We start from the raw sequence: 21270 nt of genomic DNA, 5'->3' as shown, positions 1-21270 counted from the left end.
TAAGGTTGTGAAATGTTACCCAGAACCCTTATTCTTTAGAAAGGAGGGGTGATAGCATGATTAAAAAACCGCTCGAGTTATTTTTACAGGATAAGAACCATTATGAGGCTGTTGTAGTAGCCACAAAGAAGCCGACATCTGAAAATCGCAGCTATGTGAATCAGTTGTTCTATCATTATCAGATTGAGGCGCGTTTTGTGACCTATATCAATACAGTGTTATGGCGTTATGCGAAAGATTATCAGAAAAAACGTAAGACTTGGCGTGATTGGCATGTGCTCAAGCTTGACCAGTCGGTTGGTGAAGATTTGACTGTGTTAGATGTGATGGCAGATAAGAGTATAGATTTGAATCGTTGGGGCGAAGAACGAGATCCATTTGAATCGGTCGCCAATCGTCATTTACACAGAGCAATTGGCAGACTGCCTAGCCGCCAGCGTCGGATCTTAAAAGATCATATTGCCGAGCAAATGACATTAAGTGAGATTGCAAGCAAACTCGGAGTCTCTCAGCAGTCTGTGTCCAAATCGTTTCACAGGATGATGAGAAAGCTTCTCATTGCTTATCAGAAAGGAGAATAACGATGATGACAATCGAATCCTGGATTACACTTGCTGGAAATGTAGGCTTCCCGGTTGTTGTGAGTTTCTTTCTTTTATTTCGATTAGATCAATGTCTGCACAATCTGGACAAGTCGATTGATGAATTAACGAAGGAGGTGAGAAAGAAAGATGAGTGATTTGTACGCATTGTTATTGCGGGCTAAGGAGGAAGATCAAGTAGCGATCTCTGAGCTGATTGAAAAATTTGATCCGAAAATGAAAAAGTTGAGTTCCTCACTTCCTGCGTCTGAGCGGGAGGATTTGGAGCAAGAACTAAGGATCCAAATCCTCCGATCGATTCAAAAATTTGACATTGAGGAGCTGATGCCGTTTTGGAGTTGCTATGAGGAAGAAAAGTAAGCTGCCTATTGTGAGATAGGCAGCTTACTTTTTGTTGTTTACGTCTATTTTGTTGCTTGGCCCCAGCCTGAGGAGACGCTCGGTATTAGCACGTCCCCTCCGAGCGTTCGAAAGCTAGATCTGGACAGAGGGGGCTTCAGCATTAGCTTGCTTTTTTAGCGATGACTTGACGGCGATGCAAGGCCTTAGATTTAAATAGCCTGATGATGAACCACACAAGAACAGCAGTCCAAATAACACTTCCGATCACCATGGATGTCGTGTAGGGTAGATTAAACCCTTCAGGCGCATAGAAAATATAAGAACTTACCACAGCTGTCATGAATAAAGCCGGAACACTGCAAATCCAGTGGAATTTTTGATGTTGAAGCAAGTACATGGCACCTGTCCATAGCATAACAGTTGCAACAACCTGATTCGACCAGCCTACATAACGCCAAAGAAAGGTGTAATCCATTTGTGTTAACAGAAAAGTTGGTATCGCCACCGGTATGACTAACAGTCCATTGACCCATTTTCCATCCCTTTTAATTATTGGCTTGACTACTTCTCCTAGCATCATGCGGGAGGACCTTAATGCTGTATCCCCTGTCGTGATTGGCAAAATGATCACACCGAGCACGGCAAGAATACCACCAAATGTTCCAAGTGTTGTTGTACTAATTTCATTAACAACGCCGGCAGGGCCTCCTGCCCCAAGAGCTTCTTGCAAGCCACCTGTATTTCCGAAGAAAGCCATTCCGGCTGCTGCCCAGATTAGAGCGATAATACCTTCACTAATCATTGCCCCATAAAAAACTTTCCGCCCCTCACTTTCCTTTTTAAGCGTCCGTGAAAGGATTGGGCTTTGGGTACTATGGAAACCTGAAATAGCTCCACAAGATACAGTCACCATTAGGAGCGGCCACATTGGCAGCTCTTCGGGGTGAAGGTTGCTCAGCGTTAGGTTCGGTACTGGATTATCGAAAAAGAACAACCCCACTCCTATAGAAAGCGCCATGAAAATGAGGATGCCCCCAAAGATCGGATAAACTCGTCCAATAATTTTATTAACAGGTAATAATGTAGCTACCAAAAAGTAGGCAAAAATAATGAGTAATGATGCCATAAAGCTGAGAGAAGTGACCTCAGTCATCAGCTGAGCAGGTCCTGCAGTAAAGGCTGCTGCCACAAGGATCATCAGTCCAATAGAGAGCAGATTAATCACCGATTGCACCGGTTTGCCCAGGTATTTACCGACAATAGTCGGAAATTGAGCACCGTTGTGTCTAAGTGACAGCATCCCTGAGAAATAGTCGTGCACAGCACCAGCGAAGATGCTGCCGATAACGATCCAGATGAAGGCAACAGGACCGTAGAGCGCGCCAAGGATTGCGCCAAATATCGGGCCGAGACCTGCGATGTTAAGCAACTGGATAAGGCTCGCCCTCCACCAGCTCATCGGTGTGTAGTCAAAGCCGTCATTTTTTGTGTAAGCAGGTGTTTGGTTCTGGTCGTTGATGCCAAAAATTCGCTCAACCACCCTTGCATAGAAAAAGTATCCTAGTAGTAATAAGATGATGGATGAAATGAAAGTAACCATCGCCAAGCCTCCCTTCAATTTGAATGATAGAGAGTATTTTATACCGATCTTTGTCGAATTACAACCTTTTATCTGAAAATTATATTTCTTCTCATTTTTTTCTCAGTTATGAAACGCTTTCTTTGATTAAAAGCGTAAGTGAAGCAGTGGGACGATCTTTCCTCAGAGAGATGAATCTCTTATGTCTCAACTATCTGAGCGCTGCAGCGAGATGTTGTCAATTTTCATGTAAACACAGTCCCCTGGTTATCAAAAAACAGGACTTGCCTTTAAGACAAGTCCTGGCTCCGATATGTAACCTGCCACCCCAAGAGAATGGTTAAGTTTCCCGCAGTCGCGTTTAGCGTTCGGGATGGCATTGTTATGAATTTACCATAGTTTGGGTTGTTCAGGCAAATAAGAAGCAGGGATTTTGTTTGATTCTTTTTCTGGTTCCTGTATCAGCGCCACCATAGCCTTATCTGACTGTTGGAAATCTCGCATTAATTTCCAGGGTGATAACCTGTCTTATTTGATTTAAAAAAAGACATATCATGACAAATTATTTCCCGGGTAATATTTTTTGACTCTACATGTCGATTCCCCTTTTGAACTATTGAGCATGTTTACACTTAACTTGTACACTTCCTTTTCACAGCTTATTAAATAAATCTACTTACCAAACCGCATGAGGAGTCGTTTTATGGCTACGAATAAAGTAATGCCTCCTGAATATGAATGAAATGACAGGTTCTATATGATGAGGAGGAACATCATGAAGCGGAACGGTGAATTCATATTAGGGTTAATCGGCGGCATCATTGGTCTTTTTAGTGCTTGTTTTGCCCTACTTATCGGCGCATTCGATTTATCAATAAATGAAGTCAGGACAAGTGTAATCAGTGGACTTGGCTGGGCAGCGTTCTTATTTTCTATCTCAGGGATTGTAGGTTCCGTGCTAGTAAAAAGCAAAACGAAAGTCGGGACTATCATAATGATTTCCGCTGCGCTAGGTGGACTAGTTAGCATCGCATGGTTCTACGTAATCCCTGCTGTTCTACTCCTTATTGCTGGTATTATGGGGATCGTTCGTAAGGAGAAAGCAGTTGCTAAAGCTTCATAGTTTTAGAAAAAACCTCTAAAAAGTGACGTTTGTCGATTTTAATAATAGACAATTTAAAGAAGCTGATCACCTATATAAACAGCAGGTAATCAGCTTCTATTTCACTATGTTCAATACTCTCCTGCTAGGAAGCTTTTTCTAAGAAATCATCAATGGTTTGTTGAAATCTCTTGTGATAAAGTTCTTTAAAAATATCCGGACACTGGGAGAAAAGTTTATCATAGTTCCCTGTTTTTTCATCAACCGTCCATGCGCTTGATAATACAGAGTGGGCATATCCCCACAACAACAGGCGCTGGAGATTTAAATTTAACTCTTGAGTTAATTGCTCCACTCTATTTTCAATTACCCCAAAAGCACCATTCTCGGGAAGACAGTTCATAAAAAATTGGATCAAGTCGTATTCTACTTCACCAATTAAGCCTTTAGGATCAATCGCGACCCATGAATCAGGTCCATTTGAGAGGACATTGTAATGATGAAAGTCGCCATGAACAAGCATCGGCTCTTTCATTGTTTTATTTAAATAGGCAAAGACCTTTGCACTTCGCTTCAGGGTGGCATTCGAAAAAGGCCCCAGTTGATCAAGGCTTTGCTTACAAATATGTTTCATATCTGTTTCACGGTCTAATGTAGAGGGTAGATGGGTCTGCGGCGGGGTAGAAACAATCATTTTTTTCACTACTTTAGCCGCGATCTGACATATCTCGCTCTCATTGGTAAGCTCTGAAAGCGTATTTCCTGGTTCAATCTTTTCTAAAATAAGCACACCTTTGTCAAGATCAGCATCGATCAAAGGAACGATTCCGTTAAGATGTTTTAATGCTTCATACTCGTTAGAAATTCCCTTGCCGGGCACCCCAAGCTTGATTACAACTTCGCCCCCGCCTTTTCTTAGGGCTGGCGCCACGTAATTAAAAGACAAGCAATAAGGTTCCTTTATCTGCAGCTTCCATTTTTCCTCACAGTATTGAATAAGCTCAGGGAGTTGTTCAAGCCAAGCTCTACCCTCTTCTTTAAAGGAAGACTGGATATTGCGTGCGAAATTCTCTTGTACGCGCATGAATTTTCTCTCTCCTTTAAGTTGGATAAGTGGGAAGATACTTGTGATGCACTTCTCAGGTGAAACGCAACCTGTAGAACTGGTATAAATTCTTCAGTGTAACTTTTAATGACGAATATAATGGAATTGCGATAACCATGCCTATAAATCCATAAAGGGCCGCAGCGACAATTAAAAGCAAAATAATTGTTAACGGGTGAACCTTTAGCCGGTTGCCAAGTACGACAGGTGCAACTAGATTTCCTTCAAGCTGTTGGACAACAACAAGGATGATTAATACGTAAAGTGCCATCATTGGATCTTGTGTCATTGCGACAACAATGGCAGGGATCGCCCCAATAATAGGGCCAAAAAATGGAACCACCGCGGTGAGGGCTACAAATATTCCGAGGACTAAGGCGTAATCAAGACCAATAATAAGATACCCGATGTACATAAGAATACCATCCACAACAGCTACCGTAATTTGACCGATTATATAGGCAGCCAACGTCTCATCAATATTCCTTAATACCTTCCTCCCCTCCCCTTCATTTTCCGCTGGGATAAACCTTAGTAGGAAAGGTACAAAGCGGTCTCCATCTTTTAAAAAGTAAAAGAGTACAAATGGGACGATAACTAACACAGTTGTAGCCCCTGCGAGAGTTGTTACAATTTCAGTGATATGGTCGCTCATTAATTGAGTGATGTCCCCTAGGAAACTAGTAGCTTTCTGTCGAATTTGACCGGTTGATAGCATTCCTATATCATTCTTTTCGATCGCTTTTTGGGTTTCCTGGGCTGTACCCTTTAATTCTTGTGGCAGATTAGTAATGTTTGTTAGCTGCTTTTGAATGGTATCCGCTAAGAACCTGATTGAGACAAATAATAAACCAGCTATTACTGCAAAGACGATGAGGATCGCTCCAACATCGGGTACAAACTTAACTTTGGATACCATTCGGACGAAAGGCTTTAGTAAATAATATAGAAATCCAGCAATCAGAATGGGGTAGAATAATGTCCCCATCAAAGTTGTAACGGGAACGAAAAAGTTGAGTTTTTCTAAAAAATAAATACAAATTAAGATAAGGATTGTACCTGTTATGTATTTAAAAAAAGGATGGTTAATCCACATAGGCTCTCTCCTTATTATCTGAGTAATGAACAGTAACTCTTTTTCTAAAATACCACACATTGAGCCTTTTTAATCTTTTTTAACTTAAAAAAAGTCGACAGTTATCAATATAGCAATATTTCCCCATTTAACTAGAAGGCACCCTCCGCATAATAAGCAAAGGGTGCCTGTTTATAGAAATTATGAATTTTCATTTCCATGATAATCTTTCGGCTTCACTTCTTCACCATTTTTCCCCCTATAGCGTAGCCCCCATCCTGTCCAAGCCGCAATCAGCATGACGATGAGCAGTCCCCAGCCCTGGAAGACAAATGGAAACACCTCTGCTGGACTTACAACTGGTAAAGACTCGTAGTTTTGAGCCGCTCCTTTGATCGTTGCCCAAGCCAGCAAGACACCGGCACTCCAAGGGAAAATATACCCTAGAGAAGAGGTTACAGTATCTAAAAAATTTGCCCGACGGTAAGGGTGGATATTCATCTCTTCCCCCAACTTACGAACAAATGGTGCTGCAGCAATTTCTGCAGCTGTATTGATTGTAATAAACACATTCAAGAATGCGACGATTCCATACATAGAAAGCTCTGCGCGTTTCACAACATTATTGATAATCTTCAAGAAGAAATCCTTGATCGCTTCCATTGTACCGGCAACTTCCATTAGGTGCGCAGCTGCTAATATAAACAGGATTAAAATGGCCATATTAAAATAACCTCCGATCCCACTCATAAGAGCCCCATCTACAACAGCATTTCCCGCATCGTCTTTATAAATATGAATAATCTCCGTAAGCGGAGTCCCGGATAAAATAATAAAAACAATCGAGGCGACGATTCCCCATGTTAAAGAGGTTAATAAATGATGACCAGACAATGCCAAATACAAAACGAGTGCGAATGGGATCAGAAGGAATAACCCTTGTGGGGACACTTGCTCCTGAAGCCGAGCCAATGCCTCAGCATTACCGGCATTTCCACCTCCACCAAAGATAACAAATAAAATAAAGGCAGGGATGGCTGCTGTAATAGAATATTTAAAGCGGGAACGAACGACCCCTGGCACATCCGCATCTTGTGTAGTAGCTGAAACAATCGTTGTATCAGATACAGGTGCGAGGTTATCCCCAAATACAGCACCACTCAAAATGGCTGCTAATAGTATGACAGGATCGGCTCCTAAAATAACCCCAGCCGGATACATAAGAATACCAAACGCTGCAACTGTACCATAGCCTGTACCAACTGCAGTCGCAAACAAAGCTGCAAGCAAGAAGGTCACACCAACAAAGGCTCCACTTTCCAAGCCAGTTTGGAGCCCAAACCAAATTAATCCATCAACAAGACCGCCGGCCGATAATAACTTGGCAAACATTCCTGCCCAAAACCATGCGATCACTGCCACAACCCCGACAGGCTGAGCCATCCCTGAAATTAAACTTTGAGCATAATCCGCCCATTTCGATTTACATAAAAATAAACCAATTGCTACACCGATAACGATTCCTAAAACTAAAGCTTCCTCTGAAATAAGCTTGGTTACACTCAATGTAATCGCCCATATAATGAAAAAGATTAGTGGAACTGTAGCGGCAAAGACGCCTCCTCGGAATTCTAATTTCTTAATTGACTTTTTTCCAATTGCTTCATCAATGACTTCGTTGTTTTCTGAATCTGCCACAATTTTCACTCCTCATTAATAAAAATCCTTCAATAGTGTATCATTAAATACACTCAATTGTAATCGCTTACACCAAACTAGGCTATCTTATCCCCGATAGTAAATGAATGACAGATTTGCTGGTATTCTTCCCTATACATAGGAGCAACTTCGGCTTTGGAGATGTAATTCTAATCAAAATCAAGCGGATTCGTACCATAGTTTATTAATTGTGGCACAAATTGGATAAGGTTCTTTCCTATATAGAAAAGATTCTGACTAAATAAATCAGAAATACCTGTCAATGAAGGATGCTTCTTATTTAATGATAAAATCCACCGTTTGTAAAGTTTAAATTGTAAGAAAGTCTACAAAACTCACAACCTTCTTAACTAATGAAATTATTGCTCATTCTAGTTATTCATGCAATAAGGCCTGCTGCAAAATTGCATCATACACTTCTTGCCAGGCTTCACAATACGCTGGTACTTTTTCAGGATTAATTAATTTTCGATTCCTTGATTCAAACGCTGCTTCAAAAGGCAGCAGTTTCTCAATTTCCATACGGTAAAAAACTTGATAGCCTTGCTTCGGGTAAGGACTCTCTTCATTCCAATGAGGATTTTCTGAGTGGTCAACTAAAATATAACCTAAGAGCTCAAACTTTCCTGCCACATACCCTTCTTCCATGACTTCACGCTGAAGACATTGTTCTGGAGTCTCATCTTCCTCTATGTGCCCGCCGGGGAAATCCCACCCTCTTTCCTCTAGATCAACTAGAAGAAGGTTCCTTTCATAAAAACAAAATCCATGAACACTAGTAATTAAGTTTCTTGTGGGAAGAGTCCTGCTTGCTTTCCAAGTTAGATTCACGAGATGGCCTCCCCATTCCACTTGTGTTGTTGTCAAAATTAGACACCTCTCTCCATCATTTCCCGGGAAATGATACATTTCTCGTTTTTTTACATTTTTCGAGAACAAATAGCATTCAAAATCATCCCTTCTAGTTTACACCATCACAAGATTAATTGAGACGATGTTCAACGTTTAGTATTTCCTAACCGATCCTGACCGTGATAAGATATGTACAACTTACATAGAAGGAGTGACGTGTCATGTTTAAACCTATAGCTACAGATCAAGCACCGGCAGCGATTGGCCCATATTCACAAGCAGTTGATGTGGGGGATCTCATTTTCATTTCCGGTCAAATTCCACTTGACCCCGCCACGCAATCATTTGTTTCTGATAATGTCAAAGAACAGGCTGAACAAGTGATGAAGAATATAGGTGCGATTCTAGAAGAAGCTGGACTTACTTACAAACACCTTGCCAAGGCTAATATTTATCTTGATAATATCGACGATTTCACTGTGGTCAACGAGGTGTATGCAAGCTTTTTAAGTGAACCTTTTCCAGCTCGCGCTGCGGTTGAGGTTGGAAAACTCCCTAAAGGGGCGAAGGTTGAAATTGAAGCAATAGCTGTTAAAGGATAACTGATTGTAAGCAGAGCTGACTACATGGAACGATTTCTTTCAAAAGGTTTATATCCACTAGATATATGGGTAACGTCTAATTAGATGCAAACCTTGAGAGGAGAATCCTTCTTGATTTTAGATAATGTTCGAATCTATCAACCCTTTGACCAAAGAAATTCCGATCACATATATGCGGTTGAATGGGAGGACGGTGTATTTCAAACCATTCATTCAAGCCCCTACTACGGTGACAAGGAAACAGTGGATGGAAAAGGAAAAGTGATTGCACCCGGATTTAATGATAGTCATATGCACCTGCTTAGATATGGACTATTAAAAAAGGAACTTGATTTAACGAAAACGGAAAGCTTTAGAGAAATGAAGGAGATGATCGAGAATCATTATGAAGGCCTTGAAGAAAATCATTGGTTTTTCGGGAAAGGCTTCAATGATGCCCAATTTGATGATCTGGATCATTTGCTTACAGCCAAAGACCTGCATAAAATCCAGGCAGATGCTTACATTTTCCTCCTTCATGAAGATGGACACGAATGTGTAATCAGTGAAAAAGCATTAGAGCTGTTAAAACAGGAACAGGATTTCAAAAAAGAGACCGACGTATTTAAAGAAAAAGATGAGCAGGGACGGTGGACAGGAAGGTTCAAGGATACAGCTGTCCATTATATTAAGCGGCATTTCTGGGGGCGGTCCGTCGAAGATGCGAAACAGGCGCTCCAAGCTGCTTTTCCTCATATTAGCCAACATGGGCTGACATCTGTCCATACAGATGATCTAAATTTCATTAAAAGTTATGATAAACTATGGCAGGCTTACACGGAGCTTGAGAATGAAGAAAATCTCCCAATTGATGTACATCTACATCATTATATATTTGATATTGAGGATTTAAGAAGATATTTGAAAAATCATAAACGGAGAACGGGAGACGGAACAAAACAAGTGAAGGTCGGCGCGGTTAAGATTTTTTTAGATGGGACCCAGCGTCTTCATACAGCTGCAATGAGAAACCCTTATCCTGAAAACCCAGAATCCAGTGGCACGCTGGTTTATTCTCAAGAACAAGTGAACGAAATGGTAGCAGAAGCTGGCTCTAACGGGATGCAAGTGGCCATGCATGCGATTGGAGATCATGCGGTAGAACAAGCCATTCAAGCTTTGGAGCAGACAGAAGCATACACAAATGAGCGTCGCCATCGAATCATCCACGCCCAGACATTAGCTCCAGATCTAATTGACCGTCTTAGAAAAATAAAGCCATACATTGAAACACAGCCCTCTTTTTTGTTGGGCGAATGGGATAAAAAGGGTAAATGGACACCGAAAGAATTACTGCCATTTTGTGATGCGTTTAACAGTCTCGTCCGTGACCACATTCCTGTGACCTTAAGTTCGGATTTACCGATCGGCTCGATCAATCCACTTGTATCAATCAATACGGCTGTTAATCGAACAGATCTTGACGGAAACCCTGAAGGTGGATGGATGCCTCAGGAAAAACTTACGGTGGATGACAGTTTTGGCGGATTCACTAGTGTGCCAGCGGAGATCGAATACCAAGAAGGGAAGAAAGGGAAGATTGACCGTGGATATCAAGCAGACTTTGTGATGCTTGATCAACATCCCAACGAGGTCCGAGAAGAAGAATTGTACAAGATCAACGTAGTGCAAACATGGTATCGTGGTGAAAAAGTATATGATAAAAAGCAGAGCTAACGTGCTCTGCTTTTTTAGTCTTCATCCTTAATATCAGGGTCATCAGGCAGTGGTTCATTGAAATAATCCTGGATCATTGCACGGTATTTCTCAATTTGCTCGAAATGAGTATTAAATTGGCTTTTGTTAATAAGGTATTGTTTTCCATCATGAATCGTACGGATTCGGTTGTCACGGATAAGATTTTGGATAAATGCCTGAGGGACATCCAAGTAATCCGCTATTTGTTCAATGGTTAAATACAATTCATCTCACCTTCTTTATCACAAATCGTGATTATACTATATCACATTTCACAACCATACATTTTTTTGAAATTTATTGCTTCATTTATGGTGCTTTTTTCCGATATAAAAGATAAGTATTTCGGGGGAGGACACTTATAATGGAAGCAATTCATCAGTTACGAACATCAGATATTAGAAACAAGAACACGCTCATGCTCATCAGCTTTTCTATCGCTTTACTATCAACTGCGGTATATACTTTTTTAAATCAAGATCCTTTTCTAAAAACGACGATTTACTTAAGTCAACTCATCTTTTTCGTTTTGTTCTATTTGCTGTTTCAGATCGCTTTGAAAAAAGAGAACCTCTTTCCTTACTTCTCTATCATCATGATATTTATTCATACCTTTATTAACTTCGCAGTCTACGGCGGGTCAGGTACGCTATTATTAGTCGTATTATTTTTGTCAGTATTTTCAGCGATACACTTTGACTATGTCCTCTACCTTCTTGGCTATTCTTTAGGATTTATTGGTTTATTCTTGAATGCCTTTACTGCTTCAGAAATGGAAATCCAACTAATGGAGATGCTCCCTGCCTCCATTCTCGTCTACATATTGATTGGAGCGGTCCTTTTCGTCTTGATTCGTTTAAATGGGAAACAATTTAGTACCTTAGAAGAGTTTCTGGCACAATCTGAAACGGAGAAGCAGGAAAAAGAAACACAAAGTCAGTTTCTACATCGTGAGATTACTACAATGACCAACAGTCTTACTAAAATAAATCAACAAATTCAAGTGCATTTGATCGCTCACAATGAGATGAAAACAGCTGTATCCGAAATATCCTCAGGCAGTCAGCTACAAAGCAATCAAATCACCCATATCGCAGAAAGTACAATATCGACAAAGGAAAAAATGGATGAAATGGATTCGATGTCCATGACACTATCCAAGGAAACATTACACGCAAAGCATGCTTCAATGAACGGAAATGAAAAAATAAACACTTTGCAAACAGATATGAAAGGTTTTGCAACCTCAATAAAAGATTTAGAAAGTACGTTTTCTCAACTTTCAAATAAGATAGCGGAAACAAATGGATTTATTGCGACGATCCAAAAAATAGCTGAACAAACAAATCTACTAGCTTTGAATGCTTCTATTGAAGCAGCACGAGCAGGTGAGGCTGGAAAGGGTTTCTCCGTTGTAGCTGAAGAAATACGCAAGCTTGCTGAAATTACGAAAGATACCGCAACACAAATTACCGATAACTTAAATGATGTCACATCAACGTGTTCCGCTCCGCTGCTCATACAAAAATGAATAACAACCATAAGAGCTTTGAAGAAAGCTTAGAAAGCGTTTCACAGGTTTCAGGATTTTTTCAACATGTTCATACTACCCTCGAGAATCTACATGCACAATTTGATCGTTTTAGAGAGTCTGTGCATGAGGTTAATGACGAAACGTACCAGGTTCAAACCGCAACTAAGGAGTTGGCAGCTGTTATTGAAGAAGCGACAGCGGGATTAGAAGAAATCGATGCCACAATAGAAACAATGAATGAAGAAACATACAAAATTGCAAGCTATGTAGATGAAACCGCAGCTTCTGCTGAAAAAATTAAACAAAGGTAAACTGTCCTAGGAGGGCAAGCAGAGAGGTCCTCAAGTCCCCTGCTTTTTCAAACAAAAAAAGCCTTCCCGTGTCTCAGGGAAAGCTTTCGATATTTTGTCGCGAACGTACCGACGACCACATTCATCGTTTAGCCATGCATAAAGGCATATACGTCGTCTTACACAAATTAGCTCATCGCAAAGTCTACTATACCATGAACAACCATTTTTAACAATTCTTTTTTCCTTCATGTATGCCCCTGTGCTATAATCAACGAATGGAATGGAACGCTTGAGGAGGCGCTTATGTTAACTTTTGAAGAAAAAATAGCAATTATCGAGGAATTTAAGCAGCTTGAGAAAAAAGAAGTGTCGCTTGGACGTGTCAATTTTCACTTTGAAAATAGTTTGTATGACAAGAAAAATGTCGTCTATCACCTCCACCCAAACGGAAATGGCTTTGTTTATGCCGGCGAGCTAGAAGACTACCCGGTGGACGATAAAGGGATGGTAAACATCCGCGACTTTGAAGCGGAGGAATTGCATGCCCTTGTAGAAGCTGCAATTGAATCGCTCGCGGCCACACCGGCTGAAAAGAATCCGGTACTTGAAGAATGGCTGAACGATGATGATCAATCCCTAGTCTTAATGCGTGAGGACGACGGGTATAACGTTTATGCTGATGAGGACTTAGAAGGAACATTTAATTCGTATAAAGAGGCAGCTAATTTCCTTGAACAGGAAGGGTTTAGCCGTATATAAAAAGGGGCCATGATCAGGGTCCCTTTTTAGTTTTCCCCTGATCACAGGCGTTGAAATTTATCATCAACTTTAATCACGATAATCTGGCAAGGTGAATTTGATCGTTGTACCATGTCCTTTTCTGCTGGCAGCCGTTATTTCCCCTTCATGCTCCTCAATGATTCGCTTAGAAACTGCTAATCCAAGGCCGCTTCCCCCTTCTTGTGTCCTTGCTAAATCAGAACGATAGAACATCTCAAAAATGTGAGGAAGATCCTGGTCGAGGATGCCCGGACCGTTATCCTTTATTTCTACAGTGATTTCTCCAAGCCGTTTCTTGAGCTGGATGTCAATCTTTTTATCTGCTTTATCCATATGTTTTAAGCTGTTATTCATAATATTGACGACAACTCTTCTTAACTGGTCAAGATCAGCATGTGCTCGAAATCTCTTTCCCTCTTCAGACTGGAAAGAAAACGATACTTCTTCCCATTCAAGCTGAAACTCCTCCATCGTATCGATAAGGAGTGGACGCAGGTCGACCTCTTTGAATCGAAAGGCCAATTTTCCCATATCCAATCTCGATTGCTCGAAAAGTTCATCGATTAAGCGATCCATGACGATCGTTTTTGTATGAATCGTTTCCATATAGTCATCCTTTTTCTCTTCTGTATCTGCTACGCCCTCACGGATGCCCTCGACATGGCCTTTGATTGATGTGATCGGTGTTTTCAAGTCATGTGATAGATTCTTAATCAGCTTGTTGCGGTTTTCTTCATATTTTTGCTGAAGCTCCTGTGATTGCAGCAGTTCCTTTCTCGTCATTTCAAACGTATCGGAAAGTTTGCCAATCTCGTCCTTTCTCATCCGTTCGATAGTGAAATTCAGGTTCCCCTTACCAATTTCCTCCGCAGCATGTGACAGCCTATTAATGGGGCGTAGGATACTTTTAAAAACAAAATATGTAATGATACCGTTCGTTAAGATTAATATTAGAAATAACCCGACAAATTGTACGGAGATAAATATTTTTTGCAGTTCTTCCCTGTCTCCGATTTCAAATACATTCATTAAGAGATACCCTGCTGCTACTTCAACAATAAGTAGTAAGAGGATTGGTACAACGACCATAGCTATATTAGATAAAATTAAACGTTTGCGTATCGACAATTTCCCCGCTCCTTTCCTATATATTTTAAGCATATACTATTTGAAATCAAATCGTCTACATGGTTCTATGAATTAGACAAGGCATTTCCCCTGTAAAAATAATTAACTTTCGAAAACTTAACTCCAATTAAAAAAGGTCTACTTCAAACTTTCATTTGAAGTAGACCCTTTTTTATTAGACTAGTTGCAGAGTGATACCATATTTATTCAAGGTTTCACGAATCTCATTTTGGAGCGCTTCGGATGGGAGGTCCATTGGAAGCCTTAGATGTGGCTCAATTTTGCCCATCATGCCGAGTGCCGCTTTTACAGGGGCAGGGTTCGTATCTTTAAAGAGAACATCGTTAAGCTCCATCAGCTCATAGTGAAGTTTTTGAGCGGTCTCGACATCCCCATCAAACCAGGCATCATGCATTTGGGCCACTTTTCCTGGGAGCACATTGGCTGTTGCACTGACGGAGCCAACTCCGCCAATCGTCAGCATTGGATAGCAAAGCAGTTCAATTCCGGAAAATAGCAGGAAGTCTCTACCGCATTTCTGCAGCACTCGATTGACGTGTTCGAAGTCCTTGTTCGATTCTTTAACGCCAATAACATTCGGACAATCCCTGCTTAACTGTGCAAGTGTATCGACATGCAGATTCTGCGCTGTACGACCAGGGATATTGTAGATGATAATCGGGATATCAACAGAGTCGGCAACTGTTTTAAAATGCTTATACAAGGCTTGTTGATTCGGCTTATTATAATAAGGAACAATAACTAAGGCCGCGTCAGCGCCCATTTCTTCGGCTTTTTTTGTTAGACGCATTGTTTCGTCGTGGTTGGTTGACCCTGTGCCGGGTACGAATGGAACTCTACCATTAATGGTCGTATAAGCTGTTTTCATAACTTGTACTCTTTCTTCTTCTGTCAATGAACTTGGTTCCCCTGAAGTTCCCGTTACCGAAATCGCGTGTGTTCCATTTTCCAATTGGAACTCAATCAATTGCGACAATGTATCATAATCTACGTCTGAATTTGCTTTAAATGGTGTGATAACCGGAGTAACCGAACCTCTTAATCTTGACTTTACCTCATTATAATCTTGTACCATGTCTATTCCTCCTCTACTATTCTATAAAAAACATCAGATACTCATTTCCAACTCACGAAAGTCACTTTGAGCATGGAAAGCATCCATTTCAAAGTCAGCTATGAAGTTATTCCATTGCAGCTGCACTTTAGCATGATCATTAAACAGCTGATCATTAAACAGCGTGACCTGTAGCTGGCCTGGATGTTGGACGGATTTCACTTCACAGATTCCTTTTGATTGCAACATATTTTTCCTAATAATGGTTACTTCATAGTGTCCAGGACAAGGAAGGTAGTAGTCAGGGTCAAAATAAATCGTGCACGTTCTTCCCCGCCCCTTCATTTCAGCGGATATTTCGTAACTTCTCCCCAAGTACTCCTGGATCTGCTCCACCCTTCCAGATGAAATTAACTCCCGCAGTAACGTGGAACTCACCTTCTGCTCGTGTTTTTCAAGTTTCGCTGCCGTTGTGACTCCAAATCGTCCCGCACTATCTATCGGTAACTGTTCCATGTCACCTTTACCTTTGAAGCCATATTTATAATCAAAGCCGGCCACAACATGTTCGCAGTTCAAACCACATAGGTAATCGTCAACAAATTGATCATGAGGGATTTTAGCAACCTCTTTAGTAAAATCAATGACATATAATAGATCGACACCGAGCTGTTCAAACACTTCTGTTTTCTCCGATAGTGGAGTGATATAATTAGTGATCACTTTACCTTTTTTAATCACAGAGGAGGGGTGCTGCGAAAAGGTCATAACAGCAAGCATGAGATTCTTTTCATCTGCAAGCTTTTTAGCTGTTTTAATTATTTTCTGATGTCCCAAATGTACGCCGTCAAAAAATCCTAAAGCCATCACACATCGTTCGCTGTCCGTTTGTATGGATTTTGAAATTGGGTAATCAATCTGAATCGTCCGCATCTTGCCCCACCTCCTCAAGTATTAGGTCATTTGCTTATACTTTCCTTCATAAAAAGCGAGTGGTTCACCGTCTTTTACATTCAGGTTCAACACTTCTCCAATAAATAAAGTATGATCGCCGGCATCCTGAACTTGATATACATCACAAGCTAGACTGACAAGGGAGTTTTCAATGACTGGAAGCCCTTCAAAGGTTTCGAATTCAACATCTTTGTCTTCTTTAATCTGCCCTGCAAAAATCATCGACATTTCCTTTTGATCTCCTGACAAAATATTGACCGTGAATTTTCCTGACTGCTTGATGACCTCATTCATTCTTGCCTTTCCGTCTACTGAAATAAGGATGAGCTTTGGGTCAAGGGAGACGGACATAAACGCATTTGCCGTCATCCCGTGAACATCACCATTTACTTCTGACGCAATAACGGTCACCCCTGTTGCAAATTTTCCCATTGCTGTTCTGAACATACGATCGTCCACCATAATCACCTCATTCATTTATTATCTTTCCATCTTTTTGAGGATGTTCAAAAAGTCATCAAATGATAAACGGCGAATTTCTTCGTTGCTCGGTTTTTCCGGTCCTCACGTATGAAAGGCATACGCTGTGGTCCTCAAAACGTTCGCGCCTCGAACTTCTTGTTTCTCATTCGCCAACTTTTTGAACACACACTTTTACACATCAATTAAGTTACAAACGTTGGTTTGCGTTTTTTCAACTTAGGTTCCATGCCTTCAACTTTCTCGTTTGTATGAACATCCAGTACCTCTGATGCTTCTTCAAACCAGCTGTCAGGAGCTTCATGTCCCCAGAACGTTTGGCGCATCGGATCATCTAAGTCCCAACGGATAGGTTTAAAGTCTGGATCACTTGTTAAATAGTCCCCGTTATACAGTTCGATACGGTGGCCATCTGGATCTCTCAAATAAAGGAACAGGGCATTCGATAACCCATGGCGTCCAGGCCCCCGCTCAATGGCAGCTCCATAGCCCATCGATGCCAGCACATCACAGCCGTCAATTAAATTCATCGGATCCTTCAGCCAAAAGCCTACATGGTGCAATCGCGGACCAAAACCGTTCATATAAGCAACGTCATGGACACTTGGTTTACGGTGAAGCCAGGCTGCCCAGATTTTGTCTTCCTCGCCGGCCGTATATTCTGAACAAGCGAAGCCCAACTGATCAATGTAATAATCATAAGCTTTCTCGACATCCGGAACCATGCAGTTAAAGTGATCAATTCTTTGGACTTTTGCACCCTTATGATAGTGGTATTGTTGAATCATGCGTTCGGCTGGCTCCATTTCCGCATAATACTCAACCGGCAAGCCAGATACATCTTGAATTCTTAATGATCTTCCTATGGCCTCTTGAGTACCCTTTTCCATCCATTTCACATCAGTCCCTTGTTTTTCAAAAAAGGCAGCTAGTCGGTCCAAGTCCTCTTCTGATTTCACTTTGTAACTGATCGCTTCAACTACAGGTGTTTCTTTTTTCTTCAATAACAGACTGTGGTGGTTGTGTTCCTCAAGTCCTCTAAGGAAAATTTGTTCACTATCTGACGCTGTTTCTATAAAGCCAAGAGCCTCGTAGAAAGCTCTTGATCTCTCTAAATCAGTTACATGTAAAACGGCCCTTCCGGCACGGATAATATCAAAGTTCATCCCTCTCACTCCTTATACGTTTGTATAATTAGGCTTTGGAGCCTTTACTTTTTTCAAAAAGTCCTGGATATAATCCTTATATGGCTCTTTATTGAATTGTTCAAAATACGTCATGCCCATTTTGACAGGATCGCCGAAGAAGTAATATTCATAATGCATTTGTCTGCTGCCAAAAGCACTCATTGTTAAGTCCCAGGCTAAGCGGAATAGTTTCACACGTTCATAACCTTCTAGATTCTTAGATTGCAGCGCGCGGTTTACTAGCGGCCCGATTTCTTCATGATGGAAATCTGCTTCTGTAGGAATCCCCATTAACCCTGAAGCTCCGAGGATGCGCAAGATTTCTACTAAGCGAGGGTATATTCTTGGATACCAGTTTCTTGCTGCATTCAATGCTTCAAAATCCGGTGTCATCGTCCCCCACTTGTCGAGTTTGGCATTGTGTTCTGCTTTAAATAAGTGTGACTTCATCGTTTCTAACGTAAGCATGATTTCTGTACCTTTATCTTGAACATGCTGGAATTTATCAATCCCGATGGAATCCATTAGGCTTAGCACCACGCCCAGTAAGAATTCCGTTTTCACAATGTTTTTGGCTACAACTTGGTGGGACATATGCACGACGGCATTGGTTTCAAGGAACGTCCGGTTACAGATGGAAGAGTTTCCACAAACAAATACTTTTTCCCAAGGGACAAATACGTTGTCAAAATAAACAATGGCATCTCCTTCTTCAAAGCGGCTGCTTAGCGGATGGTCCCAATTGTTTTTGCCATAATCAAACGATTCACGGCTAATGTATTTGAGTCCAGGCGTGTTATTTGGAACGACGAAGGCTAAGGAATACGGATCATCTTGTTCTCCAGCTTTTTTCACCGTAGATGGGAAAACAAGGATTTCATCTGTAATCCCACCCTGTGTCGCAAGTAAACGTGCACCATCAACAATGATGCCATCTGATCGTTTCTCAACGAGGTGAAGGGCAACATTGGCATCATCTTGTTCATGTTGAGCCTTTTGTCTGTTGACTTGCGGGTGAATCAGCGTGTGTGTCAAGCTGATATCATTCTCACGCGCATAGTCATAATAGTTCCTGGCATTTTCTGCAAACATTGGATCATCTTCACCAAATAGATCGTTAGCCACACCCATTGCCATCACTTCAGCATTCAAATAGTCAGGCGAACGCCCCAACAATCCACCGGAAAGCCGCGCCCATTCCTGAATCGCTTCTCTTCGTTTGACGAGATCATCAATCGTCTCTGGACGAAAAAAGGTCATTCCTACTTGGTCGCCTGTCTGGGGTGAAGTGTAGAGCATCTTATCAGGCTTTTCATACTGAAGGTCGTACAAGTCTGCCATTGATTGGATGACATTTTTAAAAGCGGGATGTGTCGTAGGATCCTCAACACGCTCGCCATGAATGTAAATATTATTTTTTGCATTTTTTAACTTCTCTTTATACTGCGCTCCTGTCTTTGCAGGCATAATCGATTCCTCCTTGGTTGTTACAATGATTTATTTTCCAAATTGAGGGATGCGGTGATCTCCCAACGCCACATGAATGATCTGGACTTCTGTGTAAAATTCAAATGCGTAATGACCGCCTTCACGACCGATTCCGCTATGCTTAGACCCTCCAAATGGTGTGCGTAAATCACGGACATTTTGTGAGTTGATCCATAACATTCCTGAATCAACAGCTTGCGCTACTCGGTGCCCACGCTGAAGGTCTTTCGTCCACACATAACCGGCTAATCCATAACGGACATCATTGGCCTTTTCGATAACCTCTTCTTCATCTTTAAATGTCATTACAGCAATGACTGGGCCGAATATTTCCTCCTGAATGACTTGCATCGAGTTGGTCGCGTTTAACAATAATGTCGGTGCAATAAAATTGCCGCGGCTAAATTCGTCAGGAACTGTTCCACTAATTACCTGGCATCCTTCTTGTTCCGCTATGTCTAAGTAATTTTTCACATTTTCATAGTGATCGGTGTGAATAAGTGGGCCGACCTGCGTGTCTTCTTTCATTGGATCACCCACCACAATGTTCTGAACCCGATCTTTTAGCTTCAAAATGAAGTCCTCTGCCACATCTTCATGGATATATAACCTTGAGTTTGCTGTGCAGCGTTCCCCGTTGAATGAGAAGATCCCCCACGTACAAGCGTCTAGTGCGCGTTCCATATCAGCATCTTCAAAGACAATAATCGGTGACTTGCCGCCTAACTCCATGGAAAATTGTTTTAATGAGTCGGCACCATTTTTCATGATTTCTGACCCTGTGGTCGTTTCACCTGTGAATGAAATCAACTCAACATCTTCATGAGCAACTAAGGAAGCCCCCGCCTTTTCTCCATAGCCATGAACGACATTGAATACCCCATCAGGGAGACCAGCTTTATCAATGATTTCGGCTAAACGATTTGCTGTCAGCGGCGACCACTCTGCTGGCTTCAACACCACCGTATTTCCTGTTGCTAAAGCCGGGGCAATCTTCCATGTTTCCAGCATAAACGGCGCGTTCCACGGTGTAATTAACCCGGCAATTCCAACTGGCTTATGGATCGTGTAATTTAGAAATTGATCATCAACCTGGTAGGCATCCCCTACTAGTCGACTTGATACCATTTCAGCATAGAATCTGAAGTTCTGAGCTGCTCGTGCCACCATTTTTTTGGTTTGGCTCACCGGCAGGCCCGTGTCAAAGGATTCTAACGGGGCTATTTCTTCAATATGTTCATCAATCAAATCCGCAATCTTATAAATGTAGCTCAAGCGTTCCTTCAGCGGGAGATTTCCCCATTCGCCTTTAAAGGCTTTCCTTGCCGCTTTTACCGCTTTTTCAATATCCGCCCGGTCTCCCGAGGCCACCTGATTGATCTTTTCATTCGTAAATGGATTTACATTTTCAAATTGTTCTTTACTCTCGGCATCCACGAACGATCCATCAATATACAATTGAATATCGTGAATCTCGGATATAACTCTTTTTCCTGCCTCATTAATGTCTGCTAAACTTACATCGCTCATGATAATCCTCCTTTTTTGATAACGCTTACTTTACTAGTGAAAAAATAACCCTTCATTTCAGAAAGCGTTTGCAAATAGTTAATTAGCTCTGTATATTTAAATTATC

Annotated in this window: 21 protein-coding genes and 1 pseudogene; 9 read left to right on the top strand and 13 right to left on the bottom strand. The window is 41.4% G+C overall.

Annotated elements, in window-relative coordinates; translation table 11 throughout:
• Window positions 1–56: 56 nt before the first annotated feature.
• Genes MUO14_RS16560 through MUO14_RS16550 form a run of 3 tightly spaced genes read left to right on the top strand, consistent with a single transcriptional unit; the run spans window position 57 to window position 962 of the window.
• The gene (locus MUO14_RS16560; protein ID WP_244751707.1) at window positions 57–581 is read left to right on the top strand and encodes a sigma-70 family RNA polymerase sigma factor; all 525 of its coding nucleotides are present in this window, start codon (window positions 57–59) and stop codon (window positions 579–581) included.
• Between the two features lie 2 nt (window positions 582–583).
• Window positions 584–739, top strand: a complete 156-nt coding sequence (locus MUO14_RS16555; protein WP_244751706.1) for a YvrJ family protein — start codon at window positions 584–586, stop codon at window positions 737–739.
• Complete coding sequence (locus MUO14_RS16550) at window positions 732–962, top strand: helix-turn-helix domain-containing protein (RefSeq protein ID WP_244751705.1); 231 nt, start codon at window positions 732–734, stop codon at window positions 960–962. The genes MUO14_RS16555 and MUO14_RS16550 overlap by 8 nt, the downstream gene beginning before the upstream one ends.
• Before the next feature lie 142 nt (window positions 963–1104).
• Here the strand turns inward: MUO14_RS16550 and MUO14_RS16545 are convergent, their stop codons facing one another.
• Window positions 1105–2544 (bottom strand): carbon starvation CstA family protein, encoded by a 1440-nt coding sequence (locus tag MUO14_RS16545; protein WP_244751704.1) that lies wholly within the window; start codon window positions 2542–2544, stop codon window positions 1105–1107.
• Window positions 2545–3298: 754 nt separating this feature from the next.
• Between MUO14_RS16545 and MUO14_RS16540 the strand changes: the two genes are divergently transcribed.
• A complete protein-coding gene (locus MUO14_RS16540; protein ID WP_244751703.1) occupies window positions 3299–3646 on the top strand; it encodes a DUF4064 domain-containing protein in 348 nt (115 codons plus the stop codon).
• A 124-nt stretch (window positions 3647–3770) separates the two neighbouring features.
• Here the strand turns inward: MUO14_RS16540 and MUO14_RS16535 are convergent, their stop codons facing one another.
• From MUO14_RS16535 to MUO14_RS16520, 4 genes are all read right to left on the bottom strand, one after another.
• On the bottom strand, window positions 3771–4709 hold the full coding sequence (locus MUO14_RS16535) for an aminoglycoside phosphotransferase family protein (protein WP_244751702.1): 939 nt from the start codon (window positions 4707–4709) through the stop codon (window positions 3771–3773).
• 55 nt (window positions 4710–4764) lie between these two features.
• Complete coding sequence (locus MUO14_RS16530; RefSeq protein ID WP_244751701.1) at window positions 4765–5826, bottom strand: AI-2E family transporter; 1062 nt, start codon at window positions 5824–5826, stop codon at window positions 4765–4767.
• A 180-nt stretch (window positions 5827–6006) separates the two neighbouring features.
• Window positions 6007–7503 (bottom strand): Na+/H+ antiporter NhaC family protein, encoded by a 1497-nt coding sequence (locus MUO14_RS16525; RefSeq protein WP_244751700.1) that lies wholly within the window; start codon window positions 7501–7503, stop codon window positions 6007–6009.
• A 396-nt stretch (window positions 7504–7899) separates the two neighbouring features.
• The gene (locus MUO14_RS16520; RefSeq protein WP_244751699.1) at window positions 7900–8391 is read right to left on the bottom strand and encodes an NUDIX hydrolase; all 492 of its coding nucleotides are present in this window, start codon (window positions 8389–8391) and stop codon (window positions 7900–7902) included.
• A gap of 206 nt (window positions 8392–8597) precedes the next feature.
• Here MUO14_RS16520 and MUO14_RS16515 point away from each other — a divergent pair, with 206 nt between their 5' ends.
• Window positions 8598–8978: a RidA family protein gene (locus tag MUO14_RS16515; RefSeq protein WP_244751698.1), complete on the top strand. Its 381-nt coding sequence runs from the start codon at window positions 8598–8600 to the stop codon at window positions 8976–8978.
• 111 nt (window positions 8979–9089) lie between these two features.
• Entirely contained in the window at window positions 9090–10694 is a 1605-nt protein-coding gene (locus MUO14_RS16510; RefSeq protein WP_244751697.1) for an amidohydrolase, read from the top strand.
• Window positions 10695–10708: 14 nt separating this feature from the next.
• On the opposite strand, the gene MUO14_RS16505 is transcribed toward MUO14_RS16510, so the two are convergent.
• Entirely contained in the window at window positions 10709–10939 is a 231-nt protein-coding gene (locus MUO14_RS16505; protein WP_244751696.1) for an excisionase family DNA-binding protein, read from the bottom strand.
• Window positions 10940–11079: 140 nt separating this feature from the next.
• On the opposite strand from MUO14_RS16505, the pseudogene MUO14_RS16500 reads away from it, so the two are divergent.
• From MUO14_RS16500 to MUO14_RS16490, 3 genes and pseudogenes are all read left to right on the top strand, one after another.
• Window positions 11080–12163, top strand: a pseudogene (locus MUO14_RS16500) (methyl-accepting chemotaxis protein); the annotation flags it as partial.
• A 79-nt stretch (window positions 12164–12242) separates the two neighbouring features.
• The gene (locus tag MUO14_RS16495) at window positions 12243–12560 is read left to right on the top strand and encodes a hypothetical protein (protein WP_244751694.1); all 318 of its coding nucleotides are present in this window, start codon (window positions 12243–12245) and stop codon (window positions 12558–12560) included.
• 285 nt (window positions 12561–12845) lie between these two features.
• Window positions 12846–13301 (top strand): hypothetical protein, encoded by a 456-nt coding sequence (locus MUO14_RS16490; protein WP_244751693.1) that lies wholly within the window; start codon window positions 12846–12848, stop codon window positions 13299–13301.
• A 69-nt stretch (window positions 13302–13370) separates the two neighbouring features.
• Here the strand turns inward: MUO14_RS16490 and MUO14_RS16485 are convergent, their stop codons facing one another.
• The 7 genes from MUO14_RS16485 to hpaE all read right to left on the bottom strand — a co-directional run bounded on the left by MUO14_RS16485 (window position 13371) and on the right by hpaE (window position 21164).
• Window positions 13371–14450, bottom strand: a complete 1080-nt coding sequence (locus MUO14_RS16485) for a sensor histidine kinase (RefSeq protein ID WP_244751692.1) — start codon at window positions 14448–14450, stop codon at window positions 13371–13373.
• Window positions 14451–14625: 175 nt separating this feature from the next.
• Window positions 14626–15546 (bottom strand): 2,4-dihydroxyhept-2-ene-1,7-dioic acid aldolase, encoded by a 921-nt coding sequence (gene hpaI / locus MUO14_RS16480; RefSeq protein WP_244751691.1) that lies wholly within the window; start codon window positions 15544–15546, stop codon window positions 14626–14628.
• A gap of 33 nt (window positions 15547–15579) precedes the next feature.
• Window positions 15580–16458: an FAD synthetase family protein gene (locus tag MUO14_RS16475; RefSeq protein WP_244751690.1), complete on the bottom strand. Its 879-nt coding sequence runs from the start codon at window positions 16456–16458 to the stop codon at window positions 15580–15582.
• Between the two features lie 21 nt (window positions 16459–16479).
• Window positions 16480–16938, bottom strand: a complete 459-nt coding sequence (locus MUO14_RS16470; protein WP_244755629.1) for a flavin reductase family protein — start codon at window positions 16936–16938, stop codon at window positions 16480–16482.
• A gap of 206 nt (window positions 16939–17144) precedes the next feature.
• Window positions 17145–18125, bottom strand: coding sequence for a 3,4-dihydroxyphenylacetate 2,3-dioxygenase (gene hpaD, locus MUO14_RS16465; RefSeq protein ID WP_244751689.1), 981 nt, complete (start codon window positions 18123–18125; stop codon window positions 17145–17147).
• A 12-nt stretch (window positions 18126–18137) separates the two neighbouring features.
• Complete coding sequence (gene hpaB / locus MUO14_RS16460) at window positions 18138–19613, bottom strand: 4-hydroxyphenylacetate 3-monooxygenase, oxygenase component (protein WP_244751688.1); 1476 nt, start codon at window positions 19611–19613, stop codon at window positions 18138–18140.
• A gap of 30 nt (window positions 19614–19643) precedes the next feature.
• Window positions 19644–21164 (bottom strand): 5-carboxymethyl-2-hydroxymuconate semialdehyde dehydrogenase, encoded by a 1521-nt coding sequence (gene hpaE / locus MUO14_RS16455; RefSeq protein ID WP_244751687.1) that lies wholly within the window; start codon window positions 21162–21164, stop codon window positions 19644–19646.
• Window positions 21165–21270 lie beyond the last annotated feature (106 nt).

This window comes from Halobacillus shinanisalinarum, assembly GCF_022919835.1.
GTDB lineage: Bacteria > Bacillota > Bacilli > Bacillales > Halobacillaceae > Halobacillus_A > Halobacillus_A shinanisalinarum.
This window is presented reverse-complemented; position numbering and strand designations above follow the sequence as displayed.